Raw genomic sequence first — 14,456 nt, 5'->3', positions numbered from 1 at the left:
CCTTATAGAAATTGTTACTGGTGTCGCTGGCAAAGATATCGCAAAATATCTTTCAAACTCCACAGGAGTGGGGGTGAGGAGAAGTCAGTACCGAATTTTCATCAGCTTTGCTGAGGTTTCCTCAGGCAAAGTTTCTCTTTGCGCCAAGATATTTTGAAAACCCTTCTCTGGAATTCTTCGACCGATGATGTATGACATTACTAAGGGTTTATCCTCCAGTAAGCCAAAATTTGAGTATCTACACCAGTATCTTTTTTTATAAGTTAGATATTAATGAGAAACTCACGAGTTGTTCTATTTTACAATCTGGATTTTCACAGAAAAATGCTGAAGTAAAAACTATTTTCATCCCAGACGCTACCATCAGTCTTGCGAAAATTTCCACCCTATCACTCAATGTTAGGGTAAAAACTGAGCTTCTTTTTCTGACTTAAGCAGGTTTTGTGAATTACCCTGCCATGTTATTGAGAAGTTCAGGTAGATTACAGTGTACGAGACGGAAAATCTAAAAAAATAATAAATATATTGCTGACCATCAAATTAATTGTTCATTTATTCAGAGCCTTGTATAAATTTAAGTGTAGTAGATATTGTTAGGGAGTTCGGAAATTAACTTTTAATTTTTTTTGGTTCAACTGTACTAATGGATTTTCGGGGTTTTGGATATCAATGTATTCTATTTGACTAGAATTCACTTGACTTGGTAAATGTCGCATTTGCGCTAGTAACTTAATTTGTTCAGGTATATGGCTACTGGGTGGGCCTAGATGTACATTACCTAGTTCGGTTTTCAAAATTAAATTTGTGGGATCTTGGCAATCAATTTCCATCACTTTCACAGAACTTTGACTTACGGACAGATACAGTTGAGTCCAATAAGGGAGGTATTGTTCTGGGCTGCCCACCACTTTCAGACTAGGTAATTTCTGAGTAGAATTAACAGATGTATATTTGTCTAAAGGTATCCAAACTCCACTGGCATCGATTAAACCCACAGATCCTTGTTTAGTTGTGCTGTCAGTTTTTGGACTGGTAGGAGTTTGAACCATCGCTACAGGTTCTCGTTCCTGGATCTCAATAATTAATCCAGGAGGAATAAGACGACGAGTCACAATCGCTTGTGCAATAGTGGGTTGTTGCTTCAAAGAGTCAGCGATCGCCGCAGGTTGAATCCGCCATAAAGATTGAGGATAGGAAAGCTTTAACAGTGACTGCATCGTCTCCTCTGAAATTAGTTGATTACCTGATGTCATGGCAATTTGATTGGGAGACTTTAGCACCCACATTGGTTGGATTGCTATCCACAGCAAACATCCAGCTAGACCGCTAATGGCAAAGGTTCGCCAAATCGCCTGAATAATTTTTATCTGCTGCTGTCGTCGTAATTTTTGACGACGTTGGGCTAAATCCATACGGGAAATTGATACTAGTCCAGCCATTAAAACCTCATTCTGGGTTCAGTCCAATGTTGTTGATACCCTAGGGAGCGTCAATTAATTTTAGTAAACTCTGTCGGCATCTTGTAGCCTTTATTCTCAAGACTTTTTTCACTTTTGAGTAACACTTTACAGCAACCACACTAGGATTGTGGCACGAGAAACTTTTAATCGAAAAGTTAGCGCTGCTAATTTTAAACCCTATATAACGTTTTGACTGTAGGGTGAGAGCCATTATCTGCCAAAAAAGCTACAGCAGAGGACTGAAAATATTTAAGTTATATGTATATTGTTGCTCATTTTTGTAAATACTTATACTTATAAGAAGTTAGCACACTCATTGCTCTTTTTAAGCTCCCAAATCATAGCAAAATCGGGTTTTGCGCCAATAATTAAACGTAAATGGCACAAATTAAGCCGACATAGTCATCAATGCCGGGAAGAAAAATAGATTTGCAAAACGTCCTAATGCTGCTTTTGTTGTTCTGTATGTTTGCCTCAATCGTTAACTTAATGTCATTTCCGTCAGATGAATACGATTAAGTGTCGTTGAGAACATATAGACATCTGAGTTTTTTTTGCAGATAATTACAAAATATTAATTTAAATATAAATATTTTGCTATTAATCCTTGACAAAGATTACACTAAGTGGTATTTTACCGATCTGTAGCTAAATGTAACTTTTTTTACATATAATATAAACTCAGCTAAAAAGTTTTTTGCTTGTCAACTAAAGGTTAAAGATTGTCAAAAGCTTAACAGCAGCTGTAAAAAGGACAGATACACTCAACGTATAAGGAAGAACTGGCTTTCTCAGATACTACTGACCGTTACTAGGAGCGATGTCTTAGACAACTCCTTCGGGGAACGCGCTGCTTTGTCTGTCTTGTGCAAGATACAAATTGTCAATGAGTCAATTCCGTACCTCTATTTTAGATAGAGATTTTTCCATAGCAAAAGATACAAATAAAACCGCATCTAAATCTACATCTGCATCTACATGAAAACGACACTAAATTTGTCACGTTTTTATAAAGCATGTAACCCTAGCTACACACTGAATATGAGTGAAGTACTGGATAAACAGTACTATATAGATTTCTCTGATGTACGTGGTTGCAAGATTGTTGAAGAATTACAACGTACGATCAGCCGGATTTCACCTGATGAGCCGACCTGTCAGTTATTTACGGGTCATATAGGTTGTGGTAAGTCCACAGAATTGCAGCGTCTCAAAGCCGAACTGGAACTAGCAGGATTCCATGTAGTTTATTTTGAATCCAGCCAAGACCTGGATATGGCTGACATCGATGTCAGTGATATATTGCTGAGCGTAGCCCGTCAAGTTAGCGTCAGTTTGGAAAAAATCGGGATCAAACTCAAACCAGGTTATTTTAACAACCTGTTCAAAGAAATCGGGGATTTTTTACAGACCCCCATAGATTTATCAGCACAAGCGGAATTATCCTTGGGTATTGCCAAAATTACCGCCAAAACCAAAGATAGTGCCCAGATGCGCAATCAATTGAGACAATATCTGGAGCCACGTACTAACAGCATTTTGCAAGCAATTAATGAGGAGATATTAGAAAAAGCTGTTGAACAACTCAAGCAACGTGGTCAAAAAGGATTAGTAGTCATCGTCGATAACTTAGATCGGGTTGATATGCGACCCGTAGCATCTGGGCGCACGCAACCAGAGTATCTTTTTATCGACCGAGGTGAGCAGTTACGCCGACTCAAATGCCACTTAGTGTATACCATTCCCTTAGCTTTAATTTTTTCCAATGAGTACGAAACTTTAAAAAATCGTTTGGGAGGAGGAATTGCGCCCAAAGTCTTACCGATGGTATTGGTACGACAAAGAAATGGTGAAGACTATCAACCAGGAATGTCGCTTTTGCGCCAGCTAGTCTTAGCTAGAGCTTTTCCAGAACTTCCTGCAAATGAGAGACCTTTATTAATTACAGATTTATTCGATCGCCCAGACACCCTAGATCGTATATGTCGTGTTAGTGGTGGTCATATTCGTAATTTATTAGGCTTGCTTTATAGTTGCTTACAACGGCAAGATCCACCTTTCTCTAGAGAATGCTTAGAAGCCGTAATCAAAGATTACCGGGATGACCTGCTATTAGCTATTGATGAAGGCCAGTGGAAATTACTATTTGAAGTAGTGCAGCAGCAAAGTGTAAAAGGCGAGTCTGACTACCAAAGCTTACTTAGAAGTATGTATCTGTTTGAATACCGAGATCCTCAAGGGCGCTGGTTTGGTATTAGTCCAGCATTAGCAGAAACAGAAAAAGTTCTGACTTGGCAGGAAAACAAGTAAGCGATTCAAAATTAGTTAGGACTTACGTAACAGGGACAGAGAGTAGGGTGCATTAGCGACTGTTCCCAAAATGTAAAACCTAGTGGTCTATCTGATTAATTTTGAGGGTTTCGTAGTTAGCATTTCAGTGCTTGCTGAAGAACGGACTGAAGTCCTGACTACAAACTTTTTAAGTCCAGAGAACTAATAACATAAACCACTAGCATCGGCAAGTATTTAGGCTGCTTAACGTGTAATCTATTATTCTTTTATAGCCCTGTTTTTACTTATGACAAAGTGGCAATTCACAGCAGCTATCGTCAATGACAATCAACATGCCCTGCAAAGGATGATTCGCTCAATCAACCTTTCCAAAGGTCAATTTGCTTTGATTTTAGTCCGATGTAACTATGGGCAATTACGCGAGCAAATGTTGACTAATCTCCATTTGCTAACTAAAGAAATAAATATCAGAGAAATATTTCTTCAGCCATCAACCAATGCTTTACATAGTCAAATAATCACAGAACTATTTTTAGATCATCCTGTGGTTGTTAAAGACACTTTGCCATCAGCGGTGATGGTTTTTGGACTAGAGTCAATTATCGCTCTCGATAATTTCCTCGCTGGAGTGAATCAAGCCAGAGATATTTACGCTGCTACTTTTCGTTTTCCATTGATATTTTGGTTGCAAGATGAAGTCGCTTCAATGCTATCAAGATTAGCGCCCGATTTTAAAAGTTGGGCGGCAACTACAATTAAATTTGAACTGGCTCAAGAATATTTAATTGCTTTGATCCGGCAAGAAACCGAATCGTTATTTGCTAAAGTTTTAGAGGCTGGTGCTGACAGATTTTTATCTAATGATGCTCTTGATTTAGCTCCCAAATCGCAAAATCGCCGGGAAATTGAGTCAGCTAGAAATGATTTGCTACGTCTATATGGTGTCAAATTAGAACCAGAATTAGAAGCTAGTTTAGAATTTGTATTGGGGCGTGATGACTATGCCAATGATCAAATTAATGATGCTGTAGCTCATTATCAAAAAAGCTTAGAACTTTGGCAGCAAGTGGGTTCAGGAGAAAGCGGATTTAGGGGTTTAAAGGAGAATTTGGAAGTATATTCTCCCCATCCGCCGATGTTGGCATCGCCACCGCTGCTGCGACAAGCAGTAGTCATGTTCCATCTAGGGCTGTGTTATCGCCGGATGGCAGACTTATACCAAGGTGCTGATAGTAAGTACTGGGAAGATGCGCTTTTGTGGTTTAGAAAATGCCTAGAAATATTGGAGGAAGCACAAAGACAAGATTTGGTTTCTAAATTTATCTTACCTGCTTGCGAAATGCTGCAACGCTTACAAGATTGGGAACAATTAGAAGAATTAGCCCAAAAGTCGTTGAAATTGCATGAAAATTATGGCAAGCCAGCGCAAGTCGCGCAAGATTATGGTTTTTTAGCAGATGTAGCGGCTTCTGAATCTAATTGGGTACTAGCCCATGAATTAGCAAATACAGCACTTTCGATCGCCGAACAAGCGACAGACGTTACCCGTCGCCAAGAAAGTTGGTATCTGTTATTGCTAGCACGGACACAACGGCATCTCGGTGAGTGGGAAGAAGCGATCAATAATCTAGAATGGGCCAAGATAGTTTGTGAGCTACAGTATGAGCCATCGCTTTATTTGGAAATTTTAGAAGAGTTGCGATCGCTCTACTTTGTTGAACGTCACGACTATACAGAAGCCTTCAGCCTTAAACAAGAAAAAATTCAAATAGAACATCAGTACGGCTTTCGCGCCTTCATTGGGGCTAGTCAATTGCAGCCACAACGCTACAGAATTAACCCAGTACTCGAAGCGCAAAAAATCCCCTTCATTCCAGAAGAAGTAGCCCAAGAAATCGCTGCTTCCGGTCGCCAACAAGATGTTAACCGATTGATTGAACGCATTACTCGTGCTGACTACAAACTCACAGTAATTCATGGGCCATCAGGTGTCGGTAAAAGTTCAATTCTCAAAGCAGGTTTAGTCCCAGCTTTAAAAGGAAAAGTAATTGGTGAACGGATTCCGCTACCGATTGTTTTATCTGTGTATACAGATTGGGTGACAGCACTGGGACGCAATGTCAATCAAGTACTGGCGGAGACAGAAACATCCGCTGCACAAGAAATTACCCCGACTATACTAATTGAAAAACTCCGCCTAGCATCGGAACGCAATTACACAATCATCATTATTTTTGACCAATTTGAAGAATTTTTCTTTATCAGCACCTCTCCCGAAAAGAAAATTCAATTTTATAAATTTTTTAGCGAATGTTTAAATATTGCCTTTGTCAAAATAATTTTAGCTATTCGCGAAGACTATTTACATTATTTATTGGAATTTGAGCGGTTAAGCAAAGAGAATAGTGATGGTTTATATGATTTAGGTGTAATCAATAAGAATATTTTAGATAAGGATATTCGCTATTATTTAGGAAAATTCAACCGGAATGATGCTATCAATATCATCAAAAGTCTGACCCAACGTTCACATTATGAAATAACTGATGATTTGACTAACCAATTAGTCAATGATTTAGCAGAAGAAATAGATGAAGTACATCCGATTGAGCTACAAATAGTTGGTGCGCAACTGCAAACAGAAAATATTACTACCCTCGCACAATATAGGCTGTGCGGTGGCTCTAGCAAACTAGTAGAACGTTGGCTTGAGGAAGTGATCAAAGATTGTGGGCAGGAAAACGAAGAGCGTAGTTGGAAATTATTGTTTGAATTAACCGATGAAAAAGGCACAAGACCACTCAAAACAAAAGCTGATTTGGCAGATGCTATAGGCAATAATTCGGCGGCAATATCTGATTTAGACTCATCTTGGGAATTTATTTTAGAAATTTTGGTGGGTTCGGGGTTGGTGTTGCGAGAGCCAGAAGAATTAGGCGATCGCTATCAGCTGGTTCACGATTACTTAGTTGAACCGATTCGCCAAAAAAACAACTATGGCATGGTCGCTGAATTAGAAAAAGTCAGATTTGAAAAAAATCGGGCTGAAGTTGCCCAAAAAGTCTCTCAAGAACAGCTGAATTTGGTTTTGCAACGCCGACTGCTAGAAGCGCGCATCACAGGTGGAGTGCTGGCAATCATGGCGGGATCAATAGCCGTATTATGGTGGCAAGCTGACTTACAGAGAAGAGCCGCAATTCTCCAAACTCGGAGGGCAGAACGTAGTGAAACTAACTTTAAAATCAGTGCTATTACTGCTGCAAGCGAAGCTCTATTTGCCTCTAATAAAGAGTTTGATGCCCTATTAGAAAGTTTACGGGCTTGGAAAAAACTCAAACTTGCTCCTGGAGTGCAAGCAGACACCAAAATGCGAGTGGTGACAGCCCTGCAACAAGCTGTTTATGGTGTTAAAGAGCAAAATCGCTTGGAAGGTCATGGTGATATTGTCTGGAGTGTAGCTTTTAGCCCAGATGGTCAGTTCTTAGCTTCAGGTAGTACAGATAGAACAATAAAAATTTGGCATCCTGACGGAACGTTACTGCAAACTCTCAAAGGTCATAACGATGCGGTGACCAGCGTCAGTTTTAGCCCAGATGGTCAGACCTTAGCTTCAGCCAGCTTAGATAAAACCGTGCAAATCTGGCACAGAAATGCGATTACAGGTGAATTTGACTCACAACCATACAAAACCTTAGAAGGGCACGGAGATTGGATTTATAGCGTCAGTTTCAGCCCAGATGGTGAGTTGTTAGCTACTGGTAGTAAGGACACAACCATTAAACTCTGGCGTAAGGATGGTAGTTTAGTCAAAGTTCTCAGGGGACATCAAGGATGGGTTAACTGGGTAACCTTCAGCCCTGATGGACAATTCATTGCCTCAGCTAGTGAAGACAAAACAGTCAAAATCTGGCGAAGAGATGGCAGTTTAGTCACCACCTTGCAGGGTCATCGACATGGTGTGACCGCTGTAGCTTTCAGTCCTAATGGTCAACTCTTAGCATCTGGCGGTAGAGATAAAATCATTCAACTTTGGCGCAGAAAACGCAATAGCAGTCAAGACGGCTTAGATTTTCGTCCCAGCAAAACCTTACAGCAGCATAGCAATACAATTTGGAGCTTGAATTTTAGTTCTGATAGTCAAAAGTTAGCATCCGGCAGTGATGATAACACCATTGATCTGTGGAGTATCACAGGTACTTTACTGAAAACTTTTAAAGGCCATAGTGATGCTGTAGCCAGCGTGGCCTTCAGCCCAGATAACAAACTGCTAGCATCAGCAAGTTATGACAAAAGCGTGAAATTATGGCGTTTAGATGCGCCAATACTACCAATCCTCAAAGGACATAAGGGTAGAGTTTTAAGTGTGGCTTGGAGTGCCGATGGTCAGATGTTAGCTTCTGGTAGTCGCGATCGCACGGTCAAACTCTGGCAGCGAGATCCCAAAAGTAATGAGCTAGAAACCAAGCTTTACAAAACTTTGCAGGGACATCTAGATAAAGTCCCTAGTGTCAGTTTTGATCCCAAAGGTGAGATGCTGGCATCAGGGAGTTATGACAAAACTGTCAAATTGTGGCGGCGCGATGGTACTTTGCTGAAAACACTCCAAGGGCATAGCGATAGTGTTTTGGGCGTGAGTTTCAGTCCTGATGGCGAGTTATTAGCCTCAGCCAGTAAAGATAAAACAGTGAAACTTTGGAACCGTGATGGTCGCTTGCTGACAACTTTGGTCGGGCATAATGGATGGGTAAATAGTGTTAATTTCAGCCCCGATGGTCAGCTTTTAGCTTCTGCTAGTGACGATCAAACGATAAAACTGTGGCGGCGCGATGGTACTTTGCTGAAAAGTTTCTTGCCTCAAGACGGTTGGGTGTTAGGTGTCAGCTTTAGTCCTACTGACCAGTTATTGGCTTCTGCTAGTTGGGATAACACAGTGAAGTTATGGCGGCGGGACGGGACGTTGTTAAAAACCTTGTTAAAAGGCTATAGCGATAGCGTTAATGCGGTTGCCTTTAGTCCGAATGGTGAATTGCTCGCTGCTGCTAGTTGGGACCGTACAGTCAAACTCTGGAGCCGTGAGGGTAAACTGATTAAAACTCTGACTGGACACCAAGGGGCAGTATTAAGTGTCAGTTTTAGTCCTGATGGTCAAACATTGGCTTCGGCTGGTGATGACAACACAATCATTCTCTGGAATTTGAATATTGATGATTTACTGCTGCGTGGTTGTAACTGGGTGGATGATTACCTCCAGCACAACCGCAATGTTGATCAGCGCGATCGCTTTCTTTGCGAGAATATCAACCACAAACCCTAACAATTTGCTTCCTCCCTGGTTAAGGCTGTCATTTGTCATTTGTCCTTTGTCAATACAAATGACCAATGACCAATGACCAATGACTAATGATTAAGTTTTGCTCACCAGCTACAAGAGCGATCGCTGTTCACTACACCATCACTTTTTTCTTCTGCGGTGGTATCTTCTAGCAATCTGACTAAAAAGGCTTGTAACCTCATGCGCTCAATATAAGGCCAGCCACCCTCAGACTCAATATCTTTCAGTAATGAGTAAAGTTGCTGACGGTTATCCGGTAAACTTTCTTGAAAAGCACCGTCGCGGATTTCTCGGTGTAACTGCTCTAACTGCCTCAGAAGAGCCAAAAGAGCTACGGAATCTCCTTGGTAACTTTCTACTACAGAATACACCGTAGTTGCGATCGTTTCTAATTTAGAAGCCAATTCCTCTGTTTCCAAGCTTCTGTCGTTGTTCATGCCAGCTTTTCCCTATAAATTCAGGTCTACTCAAATTTACCTTTATATTTTTGGCTTTCATTGGCTTGACTCTGCTTTTGGTTGTTTAGCCATGACTACCAAAAGGCAATGCAAAGTATAGCCCAAGTCATCTGCCGATCAAAAAGAATTGCGATCGCTTCTCAAACAAAGCCATGACGCTGATTACAGCCTTAACACAAGCTACATCGGAACACGGTATTCTTGGTTAAGACAAGAGTGCTTTGATTTTGAGTTTCAAAAAATCGTATGATCTGGCTGATTTCCCTATTACAACAAAGGGCTGTATGTAGTGGCGACACATACATAATACACAATGTCTGAGGCGATGCCACTTTTGCCATACGCTAGAGGAAAGTATCAAGGGTATTCCCCTGTTGTTTTCCTTCAGCACCCCCTTTGGGAACACTTAAAGGCGAAGTGCCTTAAACGCCTTAGGGCTGCTTCTCATCAGAGATCAAAACTTTGGTGTAGTTTTACAACGTTAGATATTAATTTTTGAAATTTGAGGTTGACCATGCGGTATCGCGCTTTAATTGTTGCATTTTTGGCTTTGTGCCTGGGGCTAATAACTGCTTGCAGTGATGGAGGTTCATCTTCTGGCAGTAGTAGAGATGTACTCACATATGAACAAATTCGCGGCACTGGCTTGGCTAACAAATGCCCCCAACTGGCAGAAACAAGCCGTGGTTCGATTCCCCTAAATTCTAGCCAGTCCTACACCATCAAAGAACTTTGCTTGGAACCAACTAATTTCTTCGTCAAAGAAGAACCCGCTAATAAACGGCAAGAAGCAGAATTTGTTGCTGGCAAGTTGTTAACCAGATATACCTCCACTATTGATCAGGTACAAGGCGATCTGAAATTTAATTCAGATAACAGCTTGACATTCGTGGAAAAAGATGGTCTTGATTTCCAAGCCATCACTGTGCAACTCCCTGGCGGTGAGCGAGTACCTTTCCTGTTTACCATCAAAAACTTAGTTGCTCAAACACAACCTGGTTTGAACAGTCTTAATACCTCCACAGATTTTGAAGGCACATTCAAAGTACCTTCATATCGTGGTGCTGCCTTCTTAGATCCTAAAGGTCGCGGTGTTGTTACTGGCTATGATAATGCCGTAGCTCTGCCTGCCCAAGCGGATGATGAAGAACTTACCCGCACTAACGTTAAGCGTGCTGAAATTCTTAGTGGTAAAATTTCCCTCCAAGTAGCAAAAGTAGACAATTCTAGTGGTGAAATTGCAGGTACTTTCGAGAGCGAACAGCCCTCTGATACAGATTTAGGCGCTGGTGAACCTAAAGAAGTCAAGATTCGTGGTCTGTTTTACGCTCGGGTTGAACCCAATCGAGGCTAATTTCTCTTGAGTACCAAAACTTACGGGCACTCAGTTCAGCATAACAATTCGTATGCATTAGGCTTGAATGCAAAAGTTAACTCACATACATCTTTGTACTGAAGGATGTATGTGTTTTTTTTGCAGGTAGAACAAGAACAAGGACTTACCCAAGTGACTCAATTATCGCAAAGGCTTAATTTTTCCTTATGAGTGCGTAAGTCCTAAGTAGAACAAGGACTTACCTAAGTGACTCAATAAATCAAGGTTAGGTTTTAGGACTACCCCTTTCAAGGTGACTCGTAAAATCCGTTTTTTCTCTGCGCTCTCTGCGGACTCTGCGGTTAAAATAGTAATTTATTTAACCACTCCAGACACAGAGGACACAGAGATAAGAGATTAAAAAGAGATTTTTTGAGCAAAATTTTTACCCACCTTGAAAGGGCTAGGTTTTAGGACTTACGCAAGTGTCATATTTTTTTCGTAGAGGCTGTCCAGAGTCAACCCTTCTGGTGCGTCAGCTACGCGAACGGCTACGCTCAGGGTAAGAAGTCATGCATTCCAAAAAACCTTGATTTTTGACCCTTGATCCTTGTCTATTGACTCCCCTCCTAAACAAGAGCCACCAAATTTTCAATTTGGTGGGGGTCTTAAACCCTTACTCCCTTCTCTTCTCTACGAGAGGCTAAGCCAACGAGACGCTGCGCGAATGGTCGTGGCAGAGGGCAGGAATCAGAATTCCATAAAAGCCTTCTGCCTCCTGCCCTCTGCCTTTCTTGATAAACGATGAGTAATTAATTGGTAACCACCCGTTGCATAGAAAAGATATTTCATATATGAATGAATAGCAAAGATTCAGTGGTGTAGGTGAAAATAATTTATAGCTGTGATGTAGACCATAGCTCTGATTTATTTAATTTATATAAACTTAGTGAATATATTCATCACAAATAAGTCGTAAACAAATTTATTTCTTATTTTCTTTACCTGGGTTAATGTTAATAATTTATAAAGTTAAGATGATTGCTATTCTCTAAATGCTAAAAATTTATGATGTTTATGTTTTCTGTTTATATTTACTGTTAATAATTCATGAGATTAAGACAATTGCTGTTTTCTACATACTAAAAATTTATGATATTTAAATTGCAGTTTAAAATTGCTGATTATAATTTATAAATCAGTAAAATAATCGTCCTTGAGCCTTGTTGCTGGGGAGTTGTACTTACTTGCTATAAATTACTGATTAATGATGAATATCTAAGTATATTTAAGGCGATATATTGAGTTTTTTGCAATTTATTCTAAAATTTTGGTAATGACTTCCGTATTTTTACGGGTAAAACAAACTTTTCCCATCTTAACTGAATTTTTAAAGGTTTAAATTTTTGATTTAGAAGTTTACTGGCTAATTAATAAGTCAAATTAGGTACAATCTCGGTTTCAAATTTACTAATAAATTTTATATTTTGGCTGTATGCAGTTATTTCGCTCCAGGTAATACCAAAGCTAAATAACAAAACACTACCTTCGTCTGTTTAGACTGGGTGCGATTGCCAAACAAACTATGGTTTTTTTCAGCAAAAAGTTGTTATATCCCATAAGTTTATTTGGCTAATGTAAGTTGATATTTACTTTGATATCATCCCATCGCACCTGAGTTTGCCAACGAATACTAAACGCTTTCTTTGCTCTGCTTAATCAACGCGGTGCTATGCCTACCACAGTCACCAACGAACTGAAACATGAAACTTGGCAGTTATTGCGAGAATATCAGCAATCCCGCTCAGAAACCGTTCGCAATCAACTGGTTAAACTCAATTTTGGGTTAGTGAGACGAGAAGCTCACTACTGGATGAATCAATGCCATGAAAATTACGAAGATTTGCTGCAAGTCGGCTGTTTGGGTCTGATTAGGGCGATCGAAAAATTTGAAATTTCTAAAGGATATGCCTTTAGTTCTTTTACTATTCCCTATATTCGCGGTGAAATTCAACACTACTTGCGAGATAAAGGTGTCACCGTGCGTATTCCCCGACGCTACTTAGCACTGCAACAGCAAGCAATAGGTGTTTCGCGTTCTTTGCGTGCTAAATATAACCGTCAGCCTACGGACTCTGAAGTAGCAGCCGCACTGGAAATTTCCCCTGATGAATGGCAGGAAATTAAATTAGCATGGATCAATCGTGCACCTTTAAGTCTGGATGTGCCAATCCAAGATGGCGAAGAAGGTGCGACAAGCTTAGGGGAATTAGTTCCCGATCACCGCTACCGCAGTTTTCAACTAGCACAAGAAGACCAACTACGCCTACAACAAGCCTTGGTTCAACTAGAACAGCGCACTCGTGAAGTCTTGGAATGTGTATTTTTACAAGATTTGACACAAAAACAAGTAGCAGAACACTTAGGAATTAGTGTAGTCACGGTTTCCCGGAGGGTGAAAAAAGGGTTGGACTTGTTGAAAAATCTCATGGCTGTGGCTGAAGATTAACTGTCCAGGAACATACTCCGCAGTTATGCTGGACTAACAGTACTAAAAATAACCATTGAAATAAAAAAAATTAGGTTATAAAAGGAACAGACTTAGCCTGGAATATAAATTTTAGGCATGTCTATTTTCCAAACAAATTTTCCTATGCCTTTTGAGAACGGCTAATGGTCAGAAGAAATTCGACAATTGCAGGTGTAGCCATTTTAATGTTGGCGATCGCTGGATGTAGTTCAGAAGAAACACCGCAGGCTAGTAATCCTAGTCCGGCGGCTAATATTCCCCCGACTGCAAAACCAGCAGTTAAATCGCCGTCAGCTACTCAATCTTTTAATAATCCAGTAGTTCCTGGTAAACAGGTATCAAAAGTTGCGTCTGTAACTTATAGTCCATCGTCTACTTTGATTCAACCAACTAATGCTACAGAGCGGTTAGTGATGGTAGCAAAAGGTCGAAATGACCCCTTTGCAGAAATTGTCGTCTTACCGAAGGTTAGCCCAATTTCCAGCACTAATGCAAAACCTGTTCCTAAGTTACCTCCCCTGCCAATTCCTAAACCACCAGTAGTAAAAGTACCAGTACGCAGTGCAGTAAAATCAGTTAGTTTAAACCCACCTAGCAACAAAAAGCCAAATCCTGCTCCTAAGTTGGCTCAAGTCTTGCCCAAATCGCCGAAAGTTGTGCCTAGATTTTTGCCTAGATTGACTCCAGTATTACCGCCAGTTGTTCCTAGTCCAAATCTAGTATCTGTATTACCAGAACGACCACAACCAGACTTAGCAAGGGCTGTGCTTGTGAGTGGAGTAGTTTTAATCGGTAAACAACTCCAGGCGATTATCAAAGTACCAAATGAGCAGACTAGTCGCTATGTACAAGCCGGACAGCGATTGGCAAACGGTCTTTTGATTAAACGTATTGAAATGAATGAAGGCTCCAATCCTATTGTTATTGTGGAACAATATGGTATTGAAGTTGCCAGAATGGTAGGAGAGAATCCTGCTGAGTCAGCAACACCAAATAAAAACCCTGGCGGTAATCCTGTTTCTTGGACAACGCCATCTCAAAATATTGTTGCTGTCGGAGCTTCATAAGG

General features: G+C 40.4%; 7 protein-coding genes. 5 read left to right on the top strand and 2 right to left on the bottom strand.

The genetic code is table 11. From position 1 onward, the window contains the following. Window positions 1–593: 593 nt before the first annotated feature. Window positions 594–1,439: a cell division protein FtsQ/DivIB gene (locus AACU32_RS26785; RefSeq protein WP_096604201.1), complete on the bottom strand. Its 846-nt coding sequence runs from the start codon at window positions 1,437–1,439 to the stop codon at window positions 594–596. A 999-nt stretch (window positions 1,440–2,438) separates the two neighbouring features. On the opposite strand from AACU32_RS26785, the gene AACU32_RS26780 reads away from it, so the two are divergent. Further along, the gene (locus AACU32_RS26780) at window positions 2,439–3,770 is read left to right on the top strand and encodes an ATP-binding protein (protein WP_096604200.1); all 1,332 of its coding nucleotides are present in this window, start codon (window positions 2,439–2,441) and stop codon (window positions 3,768–3,770) included. Window positions 3,771–4,038: 268 nt separating this feature from the next. After that, the gene (locus AACU32_RS26775) at window positions 4,039–9,066 is read left to right on the top strand and encodes an nSTAND1 domain-containing NTPase (RefSeq protein WP_096604199.1); all 5,028 of its coding nucleotides are present in this window, start codon (window positions 4,039–4,041) and stop codon (window positions 9,064–9,066) included. A 101-nt stretch (window positions 9,067–9,167) separates the two neighbouring features. On the opposite strand, the gene AACU32_RS26770 is transcribed toward AACU32_RS26775, so the two are convergent. Beyond that, a complete protein-coding gene (locus tag AACU32_RS26770) occupies window positions 9,168–9,521 on the bottom strand; it encodes a hypothetical protein (protein ID WP_096604198.1) in 354 nt (117 codons plus the stop codon). 535 nt (window positions 9,522–10,056) lie between these two features. On the opposite strand from AACU32_RS26770, the gene AACU32_RS26765 reads away from it, so the two are divergent. From AACU32_RS26765 to AACU32_RS26755, 3 genes are all read left to right on the top strand, one after another. Beyond that, a complete protein-coding gene (locus tag AACU32_RS26765) occupies window positions 10,057–10,896 on the top strand; it encodes a photosystem II manganese-stabilizing polypeptide (protein ID WP_096604197.1) in 840 nt (279 codons plus the stop codon). A gap of 1,693 nt (window positions 10,897–12,589) precedes the next feature. Then, the gene (locus AACU32_RS26760; RefSeq protein ID WP_096604196.1) at window positions 12,590–13,366 is read left to right on the top strand and encodes an RNA polymerase sigma factor SigF; all 777 of its coding nucleotides are present in this window, start codon (window positions 12,590–12,592) and stop codon (window positions 13,364–13,366) included. A 164-nt stretch (window positions 13,367–13,530) separates the two neighbouring features. Next, the gene (locus AACU32_RS26755) at window positions 13,531–14,454 is read left to right on the top strand and encodes a hypothetical protein (RefSeq protein ID WP_096604195.1); all 924 of its coding nucleotides are present in this window, start codon (window positions 13,531–13,533) and stop codon (window positions 14,452–14,454) included. Window positions 14,455–14,456 lie beyond the last annotated feature (2 nt).

Source organism: Calothrix sp. NIES-2100, assembly GCF_963875285.1.
GTDB lineage: Bacteria > Cyanobacteriota > Cyanobacteriia > Cyanobacteriales > Nostocaceae > Aulosira.
The sequence above is the reverse complement of the archived record's forward strand: the minus strand, read 5'-3'. Positions and strand labels throughout refer to the sequence as shown.

Excerpts from the sequence above, each read along its gene's own strand:
- AACU32_RS26755 (WP_096604195.1), top strand. The coding sequence starts at position 13,531 with ATGGTCAGAAGAAATTCGACAATTGCAGGTGTAGCCATTTTAATGTTG.
- AACU32_RS26775 (WP_096604199.1), top strand. The coding sequence starts at position 4,039 with ATGACAAAGTGGCAATTCACAGCAGCTATCGTCAATGACAATCAACAT.
- AACU32_RS26770 (WP_096604198.1), bottom strand. The coding sequence starts at position 9,521 with ATGAACAACGACAGAAGCTTGGAAACAGAGGAATTGGCTTCTAAATTA.
- AACU32_RS26760 (WP_096604196.1), top strand. The coding sequence starts at position 12,590 with ATGCCTACCACAGTCACCAACGAACTGAAACATGAAACTTGGCAGTTA.
- AACU32_RS26780 (WP_096604200.1), top strand. The coding sequence starts at position 2,439 with ATGAAAACGACACTAAATTTGTCACGTTTTTATAAAGCATGTAACCCT.
- AACU32_RS26785 (WP_096604201.1), bottom strand. The coding sequence starts at position 1,439 with ATGGCTGGACTAGTATCAATTTCCCGTATGGATTTAGCCCAACGTCGT.
- AACU32_RS26765 (WP_096604197.1), top strand. The coding sequence starts at position 10,057 with ATGCGGTATCGCGCTTTAATTGTTGCATTTTTGGCTTTGTGCCTGGGG.